Origin of the sequence: Sulfurospirillum diekertiae (genome assembly GCF_011769985.2) — a bacterium.
Taxonomy (GTDB): domain Bacteria; phylum Campylobacterota; class Campylobacteria; order Campylobacterales; family Sulfurospirillaceae; genus Sulfurospirillum; species Sulfurospirillum diekertiae.
In genome coordinates this window covers 674,757-693,153 of the sequence record NZ_CP039734.2, presented here as the reverse complement: position 1 = coordinate 693,153, position 18,397 = coordinate 674,757, and the positions used below count along the sequence as shown (strand labels likewise).

16 protein-coding genes are annotated in these 18,397 nt (G+C 38.9%); 3 read left to right on the top strand and 13 right to left on the bottom strand.

What is annotated here, in order from left to right:
- Nucleotides 1-22: 22 nt before the first annotated feature.
- Together FA584_RS03575 and efp are read right to left on the bottom strand one after the other, a co-directional pair.
- On the bottom strand, nt 23-1,648 hold the full coding sequence (locus FA584_RS03575) for a methyl-accepting chemotaxis protein (RefSeq protein WP_167750240.1): 1,626 nt from the start codon (nt 1,646-1,648) through the stop codon (nt 23-25).
- Nucleotides 1,649-1,758: 110 nt separating this feature from the next.
- Nucleotides 1,759-2,322: an elongation factor P gene (gene efp / locus FA584_RS03570; RefSeq protein WP_087437940.1), complete on the bottom strand. Its 564-nt coding sequence runs from the start codon at nt 2,320-2,322 to the stop codon at nt 1,759-1,761.
- A gap of 220 nt (nt 2,323-2,542) precedes the next feature.
- Here efp and FA584_RS03565 point away from each other — a divergent pair, with 220 nt between their 5' ends.
- On the top strand, nt 2,543-2,791 hold the full coding sequence (locus tag FA584_RS03565) for a DNA-binding protein (RefSeq protein ID WP_037958366.1): 249 nt from the start codon (nt 2,543-2,545) through the stop codon (nt 2,789-2,791).
- Nucleotides 2,788-2,955 (top strand): hypothetical protein, encoded by a 168-nt coding sequence (locus tag FA584_RS03560; protein WP_161491978.1) that lies wholly within the window; start codon nt 2,788-2,790, stop codon nt 2,953-2,955. The genes FA584_RS03565 and FA584_RS03560 overlap by 4 nt, the downstream gene beginning before the upstream one ends.
- A gap of 29 nt (nt 2,956-2,984) precedes the next feature.
- Here FA584_RS03560 and FA584_RS14675 read toward each other — a convergent pair whose 3' ends face one another.
- The 11 genes from FA584_RS14675 to pheS form a co-directional block, all read right to left on the bottom strand.
- Nucleotides 2,985-4,640, bottom strand: coding sequence for an efflux RND transporter permease subunit (locus tag FA584_RS14675; protein ID WP_369805684.1), 1,656 nt, complete (start codon nt 4,638-4,640; stop codon nt 2,985-2,987).
- A complete protein-coding gene (locus FA584_RS14670) occupies nt 4,627-6,219 on the bottom strand; it encodes an efflux RND transporter permease subunit (RefSeq protein WP_167750238.1) in 1,593 nt (530 codons plus the stop codon). Before FA584_RS14670 ends, FA584_RS14675 begins: the two co-directional genes overlap by 14 nt.
- 5 nt (nt 6,220-6,224) lie before the next feature.
- The gene (locus tag FA584_RS03545) at nt 6,225-7,031 is read right to left on the bottom strand and encodes an efflux RND transporter periplasmic adaptor subunit (protein WP_228448103.1); all 807 of its coding nucleotides are present in this window, start codon (nt 7,029-7,031) and stop codon (nt 6,225-6,227) included.
- A complete protein-coding gene (locus FA584_RS03540) occupies nt 7,028-8,365 on the bottom strand; it encodes a TolC family protein (RefSeq protein WP_167750237.1) in 1,338 nt (445 codons plus the stop codon). The genes FA584_RS03545 and FA584_RS03540 overlap by 4 nt, the downstream gene beginning before the upstream one ends.
- A gap of 246 nt (nt 8,366-8,611) precedes the next feature.
- On the bottom strand, nt 8,612-10,198 hold the full coding sequence (gene serA, locus FA584_RS03535; protein WP_167750236.1) for a phosphoglycerate dehydrogenase: 1,587 nt from the start codon (nt 10,196-10,198) through the stop codon (nt 8,612-8,614).
- A complete protein-coding gene (locus FA584_RS03530; protein WP_167750235.1) occupies nt 10,195-10,683 on the bottom strand; it encodes a hypothetical protein in 489 nt (162 codons plus the stop codon). Before FA584_RS03530 ends, serA begins: the two co-directional genes overlap by 4 nt.
- A gap of 3 nt (nt 10,684-10,686) precedes the next feature.
- Entirely contained in the window at nt 10,687-12,363 is a 1,677-nt protein-coding gene (locus tag FA584_RS03525) for a 30S ribosomal protein S1 (RefSeq protein ID WP_167750688.1), read from the bottom strand.
- 64 nt (nt 12,364-12,427) lie between these two features.
- Nucleotides 12,428-13,261, bottom strand: coding sequence for a 4-hydroxy-3-methylbut-2-enyl diphosphate reductase (locus tag FA584_RS03520; RefSeq protein ID WP_096045997.1), 834 nt, complete (start codon nt 13,259-13,261; stop codon nt 12,428-12,430).
- Nucleotides 13,258-14,541, bottom strand: a complete 1,284-nt coding sequence (gene aroA / locus FA584_RS03515) for a 3-phosphoshikimate 1-carboxyvinyltransferase (RefSeq protein ID WP_167750234.1) — start codon at nt 14,539-14,541, stop codon at nt 13,258-13,260. The genes FA584_RS03520 and aroA overlap by 4 nt, the downstream gene beginning before the upstream one ends.
- On the bottom strand, nt 14,538-16,877 hold the full coding sequence (gene pheT, locus FA584_RS03510; protein WP_167750233.1) for a phenylalanine--tRNA ligase subunit beta: 2,340 nt from the start codon (nt 16,875-16,877) through the stop codon (nt 14,538-14,540). The genes aroA and pheT overlap by 4 nt, the downstream gene beginning before the upstream one ends.
- Nucleotides 16,874-17,866, bottom strand: a complete 993-nt coding sequence (gene pheS / locus FA584_RS03505) for a phenylalanine--tRNA ligase subunit alpha (RefSeq protein ID WP_167750232.1) — start codon at nt 17,864-17,866, stop codon at nt 16,874-16,876. Before pheS ends, pheT begins: the two co-directional genes overlap by 4 nt.
- Before the next feature lie 115 nt (nt 17,867-17,981).
- Between pheS and FA584_RS03500 the strand changes: the two genes are divergently transcribed.
- Nucleotides 17,982-18,374, top strand: coding sequence for a histidine triad nucleotide-binding protein (locus tag FA584_RS03500; protein ID WP_096045994.1), 393 nt, complete (start codon nt 17,982-17,984; stop codon nt 18,372-18,374).
- Nucleotides 18,375-18,397 lie beyond the last annotated feature (23 nt).

Below are 18,397 nucleotides of genomic sequence, written 5' to 3'. Positions count from 1 at the left end.
GAGAAGCACCGACGTGTCTATTTTATGGGAAACTTCCGCCCGATTGGGTTACAAGACCTTCAAACAGTGTTGCATTTTGTTCTATCTGCGCGGCAGCATTGACAATCGCTTGCACTATGACACTCACCGTTGCGTGGATTTCGACCAAACTTTTCTGTGTTCGTTCCGCCAATTTACGCACCTCATCCGCCACAACCGCAAATCCTCGACCATGTTCACCTGCGCGTGCCGCTTCGATGGCAGCATTGAGTGCCAATAAGTTGGTCTGATCGGCGATGTCACTAATCACGCTTAAAATTCCTTTGACATTCTCAGCATCATGCGAAAGTGTGACCATTTTGGTTTGTAACTCACTCTCGACGACAGCTGTTTGCTCAATTTTTGCAATTAAAACCGTAAAAATTTGATTGGCTTCCGTGAGTGCCTCGTTGGTTTGGATAATTTCAACTTGTGCCTTTTTGGAGTTATCCACCGATTCATCGATGTTATCACGTGCTTGATTGCCCGTTTGAGTCGTGCGCGCCACGATGTGACTCTCTTCTTCCGCACGTTTACCGATGTTGTTGGATGTGGTCGAGAGTTCATGCGATACGGCAGCATTCTCGTCACTGGCATGAATCGCACCGATAACAATCTTTCGCAACCGCTCCATAAAGGCATTGAGTGCATCCACAATCTCTTTAAGCTCATCATTGTAAGGCGTACTATAACGAAGGGTTAGATCGCGTTCGTTGGCGACAATCGCTTTGGTTAACGCACGTAATGGAACTAAAACACTACGTATAATCAAAAAAATCAGGCATAACACAATGCCCACGATCGTTCCACCTACAATGACGTAAATCACGGTTGTTTTACGAATACTTTCATCAATTTCAGTGTCAAGTGTTTGGGTGGATTGTGCCACAAGCACTTCAGTTTGGTGCACCGTATCACGAAGCTTTCCATTCAGTCCACTCTTTTCATCCAGCCCTAATACTTCATAGGCCTTCACAAATTCAACAAAACTCTGACGATACGTTTCGAGAAGTTTGATAGAAAAAGCAAGCTCTTCATGACTGCGTGCATACTCAAGTGCTTTTTCATAATTCATACGATGTTCTTCTGCATATTTTGGAGATAACCTGAGCATAAAATCTTTTTCATTGCGGCGTAATGTCAGCATTAACGTTTGCATTTTATAATCTTTAAGATCTTTAAAACCACTCTCCGCTTCATGAATCGCTTGACGCATTTGTCCTTCAAGCCCCTCTTCAGGACTGAGACCTATTCTCTTTTTTTGAGCGGCTACTTCATTAAAAATACGTACATAGGTAGTGATAACCTCTTGCAACTGCTTAAGATTGCTGGTATTAATGCCTTTTTCATCTGCTGTTTGGGTAATAATTTTTAAACGTTCCAACAGTTTAGTGGATGATTCTAACAGTGCTTTTTCATACGTAACATCATGACGCATTAAAAAGTCTTTTTCATGTTTACGAAGTGTCAAAATATCTTCTTTAAGCGAAGAGATATTCTCACGAAGCGTTAAAAGAACTTTTTCTTTATCATGAAAAAATTTTGCCGTTGAATGAATTGCGGTAAGACCCAAGACAACAACACAGGCCAATAAAATATTACGTGCTTTAATGGAGAGATTCGTCAACATGGCAACACTCCTATCAAACGATTGAGTTGGAGTTATTATAACATGAAAGAAGCGAGGAGAGAGCGTAAAAACATAGTACAATCACCTGTACTATGTTTTTACATGTAAGATTATTTGACTTTTTCTAAATACTCACCGCGAACGGTGTCAACTTTGATGACATCGCCTTCAACCACGTGGAAAGGTACTTGAACAACAGCACCACTCTCAAGCGTTGCAGGTTTTTTACCACCTTGAGTATCTCCTTTAAAGTTAGGAGGAGTCTCAACGATTTTAAGCTCAACAAATTGAGGTGCTTCAACGCTGATAGGTTTACCATTATGGTACAGCATATCTACATTCATACCATCAATGATCCAGTCCGCTGCTTCGCCCACTTGATCGTGTGATAAGGCAATTTGCTCATACGATACGCTGTCCATAAATTGTAAGAACTCACCATCATCATACAAAAACTGCATGATTTTATCTTCAAGATGTGGTGTTTCACATTTATCGCCTGCATGAAATGTTTTTTCGATAACTTTGCCATCCATAAATGATTTGATTTTACAACGTACAAATGCCGCACCTTTGCCCGGTTTAACATGTTGATACTCTACGATTTTATACGGTGTACCGTTAATTTCGATCTTTAACCCTTTTTTTAAGTCGCCCATTGAAATAGAGGCCATACATTCTCCTAAATTTTAGTTTTCATCATTATAGCGAAAAAAGTGGCGACAACAAAATCGCCTATTCTTATACAATATATTGTATATTTAAATCAATATAAGTGCTATAATAAACAATATTATTGGTATAATATTCTATAAAAAGTTTAAAACATAAATTAATTAGTATATTTAATACGTTTTAATTTATGTTTAATACATTTTTTTGTACTATAATACGATGAAAACAAGCGATATCATCAATCTTTTGCATAATGCCATTGAAGCCGAAAATATGGGGAAGAAGATTTCTCAAAAAAAGATGGCAGAAACTTTTGGAATATCCATGCGTACCTATCAAGAGTGGAGACTCGGTAGTAGCGCTCCTATGGGCATTCCAGTGGTTTTTAATATGTTGGGTATGTTAAAAGATGAAGATATTGTGAGATTAGTGCGTAAGATCAATGACGGGCAAAAAGGAACGGTATGACAAACTTATCTGTAAGTGAGAAATTGGCATTAGAAGAAGTATTTGAATGTTTAAAAAATGAGAATTGTCGCAAAATTAGCATTATGAACAAACGTCTTTTTGCTTTTCGCATGATGCGCTTATTGATTTTAACCCGCAGAAAATTTTTACATGTAAAGCGATAAGTCTCCTTATGCTTTACATGTAAATCTCTTTAGATCGCTTTCGTGTTACTCATGAGTACAGGAACAACAATTAACGATACGATAACTGCCGCAATTGTTCCAAAGATCAATGCAACACCCAATCCACCAAAAATAGGATCGGTTGCCAGCAATGTACTCGCTAAAATAATCGCCGCAGCAGTAAGAACAATCGGTTTTGCTCTGGTAGCACTCGCTTTTGCAATCGCCTCTTGTTTATCCATTCCCTGAGTCATTAACGCCTTGGTAAAATCAATCAATAACAGTGCATTTCGTGAACTAATACCCATCAATGAAATAAAACCAATCAGTGACGTTGCCGTAAGAAAGAAAGTTGTTGATGTGAACAGATCCATGATCCAATGCCCAACAATCACCCCAATGATGGAGAGGAAACTTCCTAAAAGCACAATACCAGAGAGTGCAAAGCTTTTATAGTAAACGACCATTAATAAAAAAATCAAAATCAGCGCCGCGATGAAAGCTCCGCCAAGATCTCGGAACGTATCCATCGTTACTTTCATTTCACCATCCCAGACAAGATTAAATACTTCACCGCTCTTTTTGTCTTTGAGTGTTAAATCAAAGAGATGGCTTCGACTAATTTCAAACTCGTCTTTCAAAGTATCTTGAATACGACTGCGTGCATCCAAAAGCGGATAGACTTGAGAAACCAAATCTGCTTCGGCAACGATGCTCACCATTGTCTGCAGATTTTTTGACATAATGGTCGGTGTGGACTTCACTTTCTCGACGTGCACCACTTCAGAGAGTGGCACCATCATGCCTTGCGTATTCATCAGCTTTAATGCGCTTAGTTTGGCACTTAACTCCTCTTTAGAAGCATAAGGAAGTGACTTAGAAGCTTCACTTAAAACCACAAAAAGTGGGATTTGAGAAGGAGAACTTTCACTGTTTTTGTGAGCAACATGCTCCCCTTCAAAGCTCAAATACAATAGCTCGTTAATCTGTGCAAGGCTTAAATGCGAACGAATCACTTTTTCTTTATCAGGGACAAGAACATACTTATCAAAGATCTTATCTGCCAACATATCGACATCCACAAGGTCTTTCGTTTGAGCCAATATCTGTTTGATTCTTTGCCCAAGCGCATTCAATGCAGACGCATTATCGCCATACAGTTCGACCACAAGCGCGGCCATGGTTGGAGGACCCGCAGGTTGTTCCACCATCTTAATAGAAGTTTGAGCAATCAAAGATTCACAGCTTTTTTGAATTATTGGGCGTAAGCGATGCACCATCGCAAAAGAACGCTCATTACGCTGATGCAAATCGCTAAGATTGACCACGATTTCACTCACGTATTCGCCACTCTTAAGCCCAGAGCCTTTCACCAATCCTGCGTAATCCAAAGGCGAACCCATGCCATTAAAGACTTCAATGTTTTGTATCTCTTTTTCTTGTTGCAAAATGCCAACCACGCACGCATTTACCGCATTGGTCTCTTGATAAGAGCTTCCATTGGGAAGATCAATATAGATCGAAAACGTGTTGGTACTTTTGCCCGGCAACATTTTGGCCAAAACAATTTTCGTGGGAAACATCATCACTGCCGCAAAGAAGGCTAGGAGCGTGAAAAGCAAAACCAGCTTTTGTTTACGTTCTTCTACCAAAACAGAGTGAATAAACTGCTCAAATTTCTGCATCATTCTCTCCTTTGGTCTGCGTTGGTTTTTTTAAAAATTTCTTGGCTAAAAATGGCGTAAAAATATAGGCGATCAAAAGTGAAGCCAGCATCGCTACGGGTACATTCAGCGGTATCGGTTTCATAAATTCGCCCATCATTTGCCCGACAAATGCCATCGGAACCATCGTTAAAATAATCGCTATCGTTGCTAAATTAGTCGGTGCCCCGATCTCATCGGTCGCTTCAATCAGCAGTTCATCCATCTCTTTATCTTGGGCATCTTTACTGTGCAGATGACGATGGATATTTTCAATGACGACAATGGCATCATCGACCAAAAGACCAAGACTCAGCAAAAAGGCAAACAGCGTGATACGATTAATCGTTTGACCGCTCATATACGCGATAAAAATGGTAATCGCCAAAATAGCAGGGACGGTGAGCGTCACAATGAGCCCTTCCCTCCAGCCTAAAATAACAATCAGCAAAAGCGCGATAATCACAACAGAGATCAGCAGGTGAAAGACCAGTTCATTGACCGCTTCATTGGCACGCTCGCCATAATTTCGCGTCACACTATACCCAATCCCCTCTTTTGCCAATGCCGCTTTGTTCGCTTCAAGTCGTTTAAGAACATCTTCGGCAATGACCACGGCATTGGAGCCTTTCAGCTTGGAGACACTGAGTGTGACTTGATCTTGCAGTGGCGTGAAACGCTCCCCTACTTTGTAACTGATCTGCGCACTCTTTTTGTTCTGAATGTCATCACCCAAATGGATGGTCGCAATATCTTTCAGATACACCACCGAGCCGCCATAATTAGCAACGATCAGATTTTGAATATCGTGGATATTTTCCAACGCATTTTTAACACCAAAAACGACCAGCTTTCCCTCTTGCGTACGATTTTTCACTTCAGGAGACGAAGCGGTAAGTGATTTTAAAGAAGCGGTTATGTGATCCAACGAGAGATGGTACCCTGCAAGACGGGAGAGGTCAATCTCAATATTAAACTGCTCTTTATGCTCCCCTTTGATCTCTGTTTTGGCAACATTGGGGACATTACCCAGTGAATTGCGAAAGGCCTCGACACGCTTGTAAAGGCTCACATTATCCACACTCTGAGCAGATTTAGCGTAAAAAGCAATGGAGAGAATCGGTATATCAATATCAATGTCAAAAGGTCTGACAAGCGGTGTTGACGCACCTTCGGGCATTTGATCCATATTTTGCATGACTTTATCATAAAGCTTAAGATTGGAAGCTTCACGGTTTTCACCAATATAATACATCACATTCACAATGCCCACATTATCGCTTGCAACCCCGTAAATATGCTCCACACCCTTAATCTCTTTAATGCGTCTCTCCAGTGGGCGGACAACCATCTGTTCGATTTCAGCAGCGCTGGCTCCGGGCATGGAGACAATGACCACACCACCACTAATCGAAATCTGAGGGTCTTCTTCTCTCGGCATTAAAGAGAGCGCTACGACCCCTAAGGAGATAAGCGCAACCCCTAAAATCATCGTCAGAGGATTACGTAAAAAAAGACGGGCTAGATACCCTGCTAGGTATTTTTCTTTGTATTTATTCATGATCACTACTCACCAACATTCACCACGGCATACATTCCGGGGTACGCTTTGGCATCTTTACATGTAAAAGAGAGTTTCATCTTAAATGTGTGCGCCATAGGGTTGGAACTAGGGATAATCGCTTCGATTTTTCCTTCACTAATACACCCGATGGAAGGAACTTCCACACGCGCGATATCGCCTACTTTCACACGACCCAGATAGCTCTCTGCAATCTCCGTTGTAACTTTAAGCGCGCTCAAATCGGCAAGCACCACGGTGGTCACGCCCGAGAGTGCCATCTCACCCTCTTTGATATGCTTTTCAATCACAACACTCTCATTGGGCGCTTTGATGTTAAGGTACTGGTACTGATTTTGTACCTCTTGGCGTTTTTGCTTGGCAGAAGCGACCTGTTTTCGAGCAATCTCTACGGTTGCCTTAAGATTGGTCGTAGCAAGCTCCAAGTTTTCCACTTCATACTTAGACACCATATCTTTTGCCAGTAAACGCTCATAGCGCTCTAAATTGAGTTTGGCATTGGCATATTGATTTTCAACCGTGGATAACGAAAGCTCTGCTTGCGCGATAGCAAGATCACTTTGCTCCCGTGCTGTGTCCACCTCTTTAGAGTCAATGCTGTACAGCAATGCCCCTTTTTTCACCACATCGCCTTCATTGACATACACACGCTTGACATAGCCCATATAACGGCTAGAGAGACTCTTTTGATTCTCCGATATAACGCTACCGCTGAGGGTTAGACTTGTGGCATGAAGCGCCGCACTCATCATAAAACAGAGTAAGACACTCTTTACATGTAAAGATTTCACTGTATTTCCTTACTGGCTAATTTTTGGAGCTCAAAGATCTTTTCGTTGCGTGCATTTTGCACCTCTTTCAGTCTGAGCACTTTGGTCAACTCTTCGGATTGTTTCATCAGAACCTCGTTGATTGAAGTGATTTTTTCAGCATATCTTCCCGCATAATTTTCATAAATTAGATGTGCTAATTCCACCTCTTTTTTTAAACTCTGTATTTCATATTCATGGCTTTGAATTTGCGTTTGAATTTGCTTGAAAGATAAAGCAATACTATTTTTGGCTAACTGAAGCTGTTGGGAAGCTTTGAGATGCTCCACGCGTGCTTTTTCTAAATTATTTTTATCCGTTCCACCATTAAAAATATTCAATTTAATTTGCAAACCTACGGTGTAAGCATCATTTTTAGAAAAATCATTCATCAGTTTTTCATCGCTACTGCCATAATTGGCAAAAGCTCCCACTTGGGGTAAAAAAGCACTCTCTTGCAAAGCGATATTCATCTTAGAAATTTCCACACCCTGTGCTGCTTTTTTAATATCAAGATTATCATTCAACACGCGTTCATCCGAACTCAAAAGCGTTTCAGCCTCTTCGTAATTTCCTTGAATTGCAGTGACAGGCTCACCCACTAAATAAGAGATAAAGTAATATAACAGTGTTCTATTGGCTTCTGCTTGTTTAATGAGACGTTCAACATCGGCTTGTTTGCTTTGTACTTCTAAAAGATCGACCTTTTTAACGTAGCCTTCTTGCATCATCGCTTCAGTTGTCGCTTCTAATTTTGTTGTATTGGTAGCAATAATGTGAAGGTTATAAAGATAGTTGTCTAAAAGAGAAATCGCAAAAAAACTCTTTTTAAGCTCATAGATTTTTTCAAGCGTTAAGGCTTCACGATCTAACGTACTCATCTCTTGAAGTGCTTTGGTGATCTTACCGTATTGCTCTATTTTGCCACCTGTGTAAAGAGGCAATGTGTATTCGATTTTAGTTTGAAAATGGTTACGATCTGAGGGGTTGTTAAGATCATTGGGCGCTAACATATAGTTGCTGCCACTAAATTGCTTAAAGCCAAAATCGGCAAACGTTGCTTGACGAGATTGAAGTTTGTAGCCAAAAATATTCAACGCATCATTACTGCGAAGTGCCGCTTGAGAGAGATCCAAACTTCCATAGTTTTGCCCAACGGCCGCTTGATGTTCTAATGTTTTGATTTGCTCATCAAATTTTGCAATCGCAATTTCTTGGTTATTGGCTTTTACTTTTGTAATGGCATTTTCTAAACTCAATCCATCTTGCGCAAAACAGATGCCTAACGTGATTAAAGCTAAAAAAAATAATTTCATGTAAAACCCTACCCTTATTTCATTAATGAGAACAATATTATCAAATTTATAATATTTGTTTATTTATCAAAAATAATTAAGCACAATGTTTTAGGAAAAGATAATAAAATTTTACTTTTTAAAATAGATTTTGAAGCCCATAGAATTGAGTATTGTTCAATATAAGTTAACTTTATTTAAACAAAAAACAGAAGAAAAGAAGAAACATGTCTTAAACATGCCTCTTCTTCAAATGATCGAAATAAATTATAAAACAGCGTACTCAACCCAAACACATGTTTCAAGATGATTGAGCTCTGCAATGATTTTTTTATCAATATCTGTATCAACTAAGATAACAGCCATTGCAAATTTATTAGCACCACGACCCAATCTAAAGTCCGCAATATTAATATTCTCTTTAGCTAAGGTGGAAGCAATATGTGCAATAACACCCGGAACATCGTGGTTTTTAAAGATAATCATTTTGCCTTTTGGTTTAAAGTCAAATTTAAATCCATTAATACCCACAATACGTTGTTCATTCTCACCAAAAACCGTTCCACTAATACTCACAACATCTTTTTCTGTTGTTAAAATTAATGTCGCTTGATTTTTATAGCCACTGGTACTGTTGATAACTTCAAACTTTGTTTCAATATTTTTTTCTTTAGCAACAAACTCTGCATTAACATAGTTGATTTTATTTTCATTGGCTTCTTTAAGAGAGCCAACAATTCCAAAGGTAAGCAGTGATTTGCCATAAGCACCAATATCACCTTCTAACTCAAGTTTAACAGACTTAATTGCAGAACGATTAAGCTGAGCTGCCAAGAAACCCATTTTTTGAACAAGCTCTAAATACGGTTCAATAAAGGCAGGAATATCTTCAGCTTTAATTGGTAAGTTAAGCGCATTGGGGTAACTAATACCACGTGCGGCACTAATTGCATTTTCAGCCGCTTGGATTGCAATTTTCTCTTGAGATTCAAGGGTATTTGCACCCAAATGTGGGGTAACACAGATATGCTCAAGGTCTAAGAGTGGATGACTCGTTGCGGGCTCTTTTGAGAAAACATCAATACCTGCAAAGGCTATTTTTCCACTTTTGATACCTTCAAATAAGGCTTCTTCATTGTACAAACCACCACGTGCACAGTTAATAAGACGCACACCATCTTTCATCTTTGCAATTTCATCATGTGAGATGATGTTAATAGTCTCTTTATTTTTAGGAGTATGAATCGTAATAAAATCACAAGCTAAGATGTCATCAAAATTTTCAGTATAGGTCATTCCAAGGTCAGTTACTTTTGAAGCAGAGATATACGGATCATAGGCAATTACTTCCATGCCAAAGGCTTTCGCACGGATGGCAACACGACTACCAATATTACCGAAACCGATCACACCAAGACGTTTTTCACAAAGCTCAACACCATACCATTTTTCACGATTCCATACTCGCTCGATTTTGAGGTGATTATTGGCATTCACAAAGCTACGTGCTGTTCCTAACAGATGTGCCATAGTAAGTTCTACAGCAGCGATTGTATTGGCTGTTGGTACGTTCATAGCAATGATACCACGTCTACTACAACCATCTTGATCTACGTTGTCAACACCCACGCCTGCTCTGACAATTGCTTTTAAATTGGTAGCCGCATTGAGAAATTTTTCATCAACATCGGTAGAACTACGTGTAATAGCAACATCACAATCACCGATTATTTTTAAAAGTTCATCTTTGGGTAAACGCACAGCGTCAATAACTTCTATATCCTTCTCAGCACGTAAGATTTGAAAACCTTTTTCGTGGATTGCATCGCATACAATGATTTTCTTCTGTTTCATAACCAAACCTCGACAATTTTTGATTTTATATCGTATTTTTCAAGTTCAAGAACAACTTGGTTTAGCTGTTTCTCACTTTTTTCTTCTATATAAATGAGTGGAACTTTATCTTCCTTTATCACCATATAGGGCAGGTGCAAAGAGGTGAGTGTCTGGATAATACAAAAAAGAGAGTAACGATCCACTCGATCAATCACCAAGCGAAATGACTTTAACTTACCGCCACTACCACTTTTTTGCCCAAACGAATCAATTTGCATAAAGAGCTCATTCACAGGAAATACAAACTCCCTCGCATCTTTATGTGCCATCTCTTTGATCCAAACTGTTTCCGATGTTTCTTGTTTGATTTCTTGCTTTTTCGGAGATTCATACTTGGCGACCTCAACAGTAACATCTACATTTTGATGAAGAAGTTTATAGAGGAAAAATCCTACCCCTGCAAAGAGGAGTAAAAAAACTGCGCCAAGTACTTTTTTTTGCATCGATTATTTCAGTTGATCTTTTAAAATATCTCCGAGCGTCATTTTCTCTTCTTTATTGATCTCTTTAAGTGCTTCTCTTTCTTTCAATTTTGAAAGACGTCTTACAGAAAGGCGGATACGATTTTTTTTGTCATCAATAAAGGTAATGGCTGCTTCAATTTCATCACCAATTTTCAAATCTGCTTCATTAACCTGACCCAAATCTTCTTTACGAATCAATGCGTCAACATTGTCCTCAAGCTCAACGAAAATACCAAATTCTTTAATATCTCTGATTTTACCGTGAACAATGTCACCATTTTCATGAGATTTTGCATATTTTTGAATTGGGCTGTCTTCAAGCTCTTTTTTACTGAGAGATACTTTTTCAGTCTCTTCATCAATTTTAACGATTTTGACTTCAACTTCAGCGCCAACAGTGAAAAGCTCTTTGCATTTATTATTGCGATCCCATGAAGCATCTTCATTGTGTAAAAGACCTTCAATACCACCGATTTTAACAAAAGCACCAAAGTTTGTGATGGTAGTGATCTCACCTTTAACAACATCACCTACTTTGAATTTTTTCATAAAATCATCAAATGGTTTTGGAAGTACGTTTTTCAAAGATACTCTGAGTCTTCGCTCTTTAGCATCAATCTCAATTACTTCAACATCAACCACTTGTCCCTCTTCGATGTAATCGCGTGGGTGTTTGATATTTTTATCCCATGAAATTTCAGATATGTGAAGGAAACCTTCGATGTCATTACCAAGATCAACAAACGCACCATAAGGCTCAATATTGCTGATGGTAACTTGAATCGAATCACCTGTCTCTAATTCATCTTTAATCTCATCCCAAGGATCTGGCATAGCCGCTTTTACAGAAAGAGAAAGATGACGTTTATCTTTGTCATATTTGATCGCTTTAACAGGAATGACTTCACCCTCTTTATAAAGTGTACCAGGGTTTACTGGACCTTTGTAACTGATTTCGCTGTAATGAACTAAGCCATCAATACCACCAACGTCTACAAACATACCGTAGGTAGTGATTTTTTTAATGGTTCCTTCAACCACTTCATCACGGTCAATCAACTCTTGAACGATCTCTTTGCGTTTTTTGCGTTCGTCATCCAAGAATTTTTTGCGAGAAATGATGATAGATTCTGTGTCGGTGTCAATTTTAATAATTTTAACTTTGAGTGATTTACCCATAAGTGCGTTCATATCTTTGACCGCAGCTTGAGAACGTGGGAGGAAAAACTCGATACCCTCAGCATTCTCAGCAATAAATCCACCTTTGTTTTTACCGGTGATTTTAACATCAAGAGCAATATCGTCTTCTTCTTTATATTCAGCGATAAATGATTTAATATGACCTTTACGAAGGGCCTTTTTGTGCGAAACCGCTGGTCTTTCGTTTCTGAATCCTGTAATAACTACAGGGATTACATCTCCCACTTTGCATGTTATGTTGCCATTTTCATCTGTAACCTCAGATGCGTTCAGACGTCCCTCAGACTTCTTACCCACATCCACTAAGATAACATCTTCTTTGATCGCTACAACAACACCATTGATGAGTGCATCTCTCTCAGAATCTTTGAAAGACTCTTCCAACATAGCCGCAAAATCCATCTCCTCATGCTCGTCTACGGCGTCAGTATGAACAGCTTTGTTCGCCTCATTTACCATTTTATACCCTTTTTGATTGATTTTTGACACATTTAGCTACATGTAAACATGTAAAAGTTGCCTATTATACTTTAATTTCGCTGATTTTTCCAACTATTTTTTCGATTATCCAATCCGGCGTTGAAGCGCCCGCAGTCACGCCACAAAGCGTTTTTCCGCTAAACCAACTTGGATCTAAATCTTTTTCGCTTTCCACTAAAAAACTATCCACACAATATTCTTTGCAAATACTATGTAATTGCTTGGTATTTGAAGAGTTTTTTCCACCAATAACAACCACCACATCAGCTTCTTTTGCAAGTTCTCTTGCTGCATCTTGGTTCTCAAAAGTGGCGTTACAGATGGTATTAAAAACTCTCACCTCTTTGTAACGTGTCTCTAAATAATTGGTAATCTCTAAAAATTCACTGATCTTCCGCGTCGTTTGTGAAACCACCGCGATTTTATTGCCTTTAAAGTTTACTTTTTCGAGTTCTTCCACACTTTGTACCACATGAGCACCATGAATTGCATAGCTTTCAACGCCCTTTACTTCGGGATGATCGGCATCGCCAAAAATGACAATCTCATACCCTTCCATACTCATTTTTTCACAAATTTCTTGGGGTTTTGTCACATAAGGGCAAGTAGCATTTATGACTTGAACATTACTTTTAAGAAGCATCTCCAAATCTTTTTTAGGAATACCATGCGTCCGAATAATCGCTTTACCAACACCATCCGCCTCTTTAATATCATGCAATGTTTTGACATTAAAATTTTCACTCAAACGGTTAATCTCTTCATTGTTGTGAATAAGCGGTCCAATGGTTGAAGCATTTTTAGTATTTTCTGCGATTTTGATGGCACGCTTCACGCCAAAACAAAAACCATAGCTGGTAGCAAGTTTAATTTTCATGTGTTCACCTTGCCTATTTGAGAAAGTAACTCAATGAAGTTAGGGAAAGAAGTGTTAATGCAGTCAATATCCTCAATTACCATGCTCACACGCGTTCCTGCGATAGCAAAACTCATTGCAATTCTATGGTCTCCAAAGCTGTTAATTGTAGCGCTTTTTAGTTCTCCACCGTGTACGGCATAACCATCGTCAAACTCTTCAACTTCCATACCACACAAGCGAAGATTTTTCACTACACTGGAGATGCGATCACTCTCTTTTACACGCAATTCTTGTGCATTTTTGACAAGGCTTTTGCCTTTAGCATAGGCAAAAGCAATCGAAAGAGCAGGCAATTCATCAATCAGCCATGAAATATTATCAGTGACGTCAACACCATGGAGCTCTTTACCTGTGATGACAATATCACCGACACTTTCATACATACTCTCTTGTTCGATAAACTGAACCTCGGCTCCCATACGTGCAAGTACTTTATAGGCTTCAATGCGTGTGGGATTTAAAAGCATATTGTGGAGTGTCACAGAACTCCCCGCATTAATTGCAGCGGCAACAGCAAAGAAAAATCCACTGGATGGATCATTCGGAACGGTCATTTTTAAAGGTTTCAAAGGTGTACTTTGAGGATGAATCGTTACATGTAAACCCTCAGAAATCACTTTAGCACCCATGCCACGAAGCATTCGCTCACTATGATCACGACTCAGTTCTGGCTCACTAAATGTTGAAATTCCATCTGCTTGAAGAGCTGCTAAAATAAGCGCACTCTTCACTTGAGCCGAAGCAATTTTACTCTCGTAGCAAAATGCTTTAAGCGTTTCTCCTCGAATGCCAAGAGGGGCATAGTTACCTTCGCTTCTTCCATCAATCTGTGCACCAATACTGCGTAGTGGGTCTGCAACACGACGCATGGGACGAGAACAAAGGTACTGATCTCCATACAAGACAAAAAAACCTTTACACGAAGAGAGAAATCCCATTAAAAGGCGTATTGCCGTACCCGAATTACCACAGTCTAAAATAAGTGGAGGCTCAACAATACTAAGAGGTGGCGTAATCGTCAGTGTTCCATCTTCTGCTCTTTCGATCTGAGCACCCAAAGACTGAACAATGCTAAGTGTGCACAGTGTATCTTCTGCGGGCAAATAATTTTTGATCATAGAAGGTTGATCACTTAGAAGTGAAAAAATCGCACAGCGATGCGAAATAGACTTATCGCTGGCAATTTGATCGGTTGTAAACTCAAAAGAGACTTTGGGGTTTACATGTAACGTTTTCATCGGATGGTAATTCCAAATTTCTCTTGAATTTTTGAAAGTAGCGCTTCTACCATTGAGGCGATTTCTTCTTCTTCAAATGTTTTGTCTAAAGATTGAAATTGTAACGTAAGTGTAAGACTGACTTTATCTCCCAAACTTTCATGGACATAACGATCAATCACGGCAAATTTTGTTAAAGCTTTAGGAGCAATGGACGTAATAAAACTCTCTAACTCCGAGTATTGCATTTTTGCATCTACAAGTAGGCTTAGATCACGTGATGAAGAGGGTAATTTGGAATACTCTTTTGCAACTTTACGTTTATATGAAAGCGCTTCAAAATCAAGCTCACAAATATACGTACGATCTAAATCAAGCTCTTTTTCCACTTGGACATTGACACGTGCCATATAACCCGCTTCAACACCATCAATGATAACGCGAGCTGCTTCATACGGACTGCAAAGACCATTAACTTCTTCAAGTGGAAGAAGTGTAAAGTTACTCAGAACGCTTTGAATTTTTTCTGCAAAGGCAAAAAAATCAATTTTACTTGGTTTTCCATGGTTGGAAATCTCAGGAATGCCATTTTCGCCACTAAAAACAAACGCTATTTTTTTAGATTCCGTTCTCTCACTATCAAAAACACTTCCTACTTCAAAAAGGGCTACGCGTTTTTTACCAAATTTGAGGTTATTTGAAACCGCATTTAAGATATTTGGCAATAAAGAGCTTCGAAGCGTATTAAGTTCACTTGTAATAGGATTTGCAACTTCAAGTGCTTCATTTAAAAGCGGTAAATGAAATTTCTTAGCATTTTCACTGTCACCAAATACGAAATGCAATGTCTCAAAAAATCCTGCAGCTACGGCTCTATAACGATACATCTGTCGTTTTTTAAAATTAAGATAAGGTTGATTAATTTTAAGTTTTTCGGCAAAAGAGTAAGGCTTGGAATGAATATTATCAATACCGACAATTCGAACAATCTCTTCACAGATATCTTGCGTATTGATCACATCTGATCTAAATTGTGGAATTTTCACATTAATCACATCTTGCTCAAAAGCAAAGTTAACACCAAATCCCAACTGTTTCAAAATCTTGATAATCTTATTTTTAGGAATCTCTTCGCCAATCATTTCAGTCAAGTCACTTTGGTGAATATTGATAATCTTGGCTTCAAAATCTTGTGTAATTTGTTGAGAATCTGCGTAAGCCATAATTTTTGAACGCTTGTTAAGCATTTTAAAAAAATAGTTTAACCCAAAAGCAAGCTGTGGTTCACTACCTCGTGAAGAGCGATACAGATGTTTATCTGCTCCTAGTTTTTTATTGGCACTCCGTGACGCGATAATTTCAGGATGCGTGTAATTTGCTTCGATAATAATGCGTTCATCACTTGCTGAGGCTTTGCACTCAGTCATTTGAGCAACTCCAGCAATCGCTATTTTTTGTCCATTCAGACCATAAATAGCATCTAATCCATTTTCATCTTTAGCAATGGTAATTTTTGCTTTATCATCTTTAGCACCAAAACAGGTTTGATTATAAGCACGAAGAAGTACACCTGTCACATAAGTTGCGTAGTCAATCAATTTACCCAGTAAGCACGAAGATTCAACCTCAGCAAAACCTAATCGAAGCTCAACTAAAAGAGGAACACCAATTTCTTTATTGTCAAATACTTTGTACATATAAGAGCCTGAAAGTGCTTCACTACCGTGTAGATGTAACACTCGTCCTACCCCTGGTTGGTTTTCTTCTTCCTCTTTTTGTCCTAATGTTTTTACTTCCAAATCAAAATAGACACTCAAATCTCGAGCTACACCATAGACACTTTGGCAATCACCTCGGTTAGGTGTTAGTCCAATTTCAATCACATCGTCGTTGATTAAAGGGTACTCACACAGAGGTTTTCCAAGCTCTAGCTTTCCAATACTCTCATCCAAAATCATAATGCCATCATTGATTTTCGGAAGTCCAAGCTCCGTGGAAGAGCAGATCATACCGCAGGATTCCACATCTCTGAGTTTCGCTTTTTTGATTTTAATGCCGCCAGGAAGTTCTGCTCCAATCAGTGCAACAGCTACCATCTGTCCCGCTGCAACATTTTTAGCCCCACACACAATTTGCTGAACAGTTGCACCTACATCAACGTGACAGACATTGAGTTTATCCGCATTGGGGTGCTTCTCACATGAGACAACATGACCAATAAGAACATTCTGAGGAATTCTGATTTTTGTGAGTCCATCGACTTCTAAACCAATGGCATTGAGTGCTATAGAAATTTTGTCCGTATCAATCGCACTGATATCAATCCATTCATTTAACCACTGTTTCGTTACTATCATCTAAATTGCTCCAATAATCTCAAATCACCCTCAAATAAAGACCTTAAATCTGGAATTTGATGCAGTAGCATCGCAAAGCGCTCAACACCAAGTCCAAAGGCATAACCACTGACATCTTTATACCCAACGGCTTTAAAGACATTCGGATCGACAACGCCACAGCCTAATACTTCCAACCAGCCGGTATGAGAACAGACACGACAGCCTTCACCATGACAAAAAATACAACTAATATCCGCTTCTGCACTAGGTTCGGTAAAGGGGAAGAAGCTTGGACGGAAACGTACTTTAACATCGCCAAACATATATTTTAAAAAGTCTTCGAGAATAAATTTTAAATTAGCAAAAGAGACTTTTCCTGTTTTATCGACCACGAGTCCTTCGACTTGGTGAAACATCGGAGTATGCGTAATGTCAAAATCACGTCTAAAAACAGCACCTGGGCAGATCATACGAATCGGTGCACTTTGTTTGAGCATGGTTCTAATTTGAACAGGAGAGGTGTGCGTACGAAGCAACATCGAATCTTTAAAATAAAAGGTATCTTGCATATCACGTGCTGGATGATACTTTGGAAGGTTTAAGGCTTCAAAATTATGGAAGTCATCTTCAACAAGAGGTCCTTCCTCAATCGAAAAGTTCATACTTACAAAATATTCGATAATTTTATCCATAGTATCCATCACAGGATGCAATGCCCCTGCTGCGCTTTCTTGATTAAAAAGTGTGACATCAACACTGCTTTTACGCATTTGCTCTTCAATCATAACACTTTCAAGTGCACTCTTTTTTTGATTGAGTCGTTCTAAAAAATTCTCTTTGTTGATATTGAGATTTTGAGCAAACTCTTTTTTTGCTTCACCCTCAAGCTTTTTGAGCTCTTCAAATTGTGCAGCAAAATACCCTTTCTTACCAAAAAGAGAGACTCGCATCTTTTCTAATTCAACAAGCGATGTACACGAACCTATCGCATTTTCTATATCTTTCAAAGGGTTGCCTTTCATTCACAAGCATCAATAATGCTCTTCAATCTATTCGAATGTCCATTTTAGTCAAACTTTAATTATAAAAGGTTAAAATCATCCTAAAAAAGAGGAGAAGGCGATGACGATCTTTAGTAAAATTGTAAGTGGTGAAATTCCTTGCAACAAAGTACTAGAAAATGAGGATTTTTTAGCATTCCACGATATTAATCCAAAAGCGCCTATACACATTTTGATTATTCCCAAAAAAGAGTATAAATGTTTTCAAGAAGTTGATCCAAAAATCATGGTTACAATGACAGAATTTATTCAGCAAGTGGCTAAACTTTTAGAATTGGACAAGCGTGGATACCGTTTAATTACCAATAATGGCAGTGATGGTGGGCAGGAAGTCTTGCATCTGCATTTTCACCTTTTAGGGGGAGCGCCACTTTCATGGGACACTCTTTCGAGTGATAAAAAATCAAATAATGATGCACACAAAGTAGATAGTGATACTCACAAATTTCTTTAAAACACTATAGATGAAGAGGAAGA

Excerpts from the sequence above, each read along its gene's own strand:
- FA584_RS14670 (WP_167750238.1), bottom strand. The coding sequence starts at position 6,219 with ATGAATAAATACAAAGAAAAATACCTAGCAGGGTATCTAGCCCGTCTT.
- aroA (WP_167750234.1), bottom strand. The coding sequence starts at position 14,541 with ATGAAAACGTTACATGTAAACCCCAAAGTCTCTTTTGAGTTTACAACC.
- efp (WP_087437940.1), bottom strand. The coding sequence starts at position 2,322 with ATGGCCTCTATTTCAATGGGCGACTTAAAAAAAGGGTTAAAGATCGAA.
- FA584_RS03520 (WP_096045997.1), bottom strand. The coding sequence starts at position 13,261 with ATGAAAATTAAACTTGCTACCAGCTATGGTTTTTGTTTTGGCGTGAAG.
- FA584_RS03565 (WP_037958366.1), top strand. The coding sequence starts at position 2,543 with ATGAAAACAAGCGATATCATCAATCTTTTGCATAATGCCATTGAAGCC.
- pheT (WP_167750233.1), bottom strand. The coding sequence starts at position 16,877 with ATGATAGTAACGAAACAGTGGTTAAATGAATGGATTGATATCAGTGCG.
- FA584_RS03530 (WP_167750235.1), bottom strand. The coding sequence starts at position 10,683 with ATGCAAAAAAAAGTACTTGGCGCAGTTTTTTTACTCCTCTTTGCAGGG.
- FA584_RS03560 (WP_161491978.1), top strand. The coding sequence starts at position 2,788 with ATGACAAACTTATCTGTAAGTGAGAAATTGGCATTAGAAGAAGTATTT.
- FA584_RS03525 (WP_167750688.1), bottom strand. The coding sequence starts at position 12,363 with ATGGTAAATGAGGCGAACAAAGCTGTTCATACTGACGCCGTAGACGAG.
- FA584_RS03540 (WP_167750237.1), bottom strand. The coding sequence starts at position 8,365 with ATGAAATTATTTTTTTTAGCTTTAATCACGTTAGGCATCTGTTTTGCG.
- FA584_RS14675 (WP_369805684.1), bottom strand. The coding sequence starts at position 4,640 with ATGCAGAAATTTGAGCAGTTTATTCACTCTGTTTTGGTAGAAGAACGT.
- FA584_RS03575 (WP_167750240.1), bottom strand. The coding sequence starts at position 1,648 with ATGTTGACGAATCTCTCCATTAAAGCACGTAATATTTTATTGGCCTGT.
- FA584_RS03500 (WP_096045994.1), top strand. The coding sequence starts at position 17,982 with ATGACGATCTTTAGTAAAATTGTAAGTGGTGAAATTCCTTGCAACAAA.
- serA (WP_167750236.1), bottom strand. The coding sequence starts at position 10,198 with ATGAAACAGAAGAAAATCATTGTATGCGATGCAATCCACGAAAAAGGT.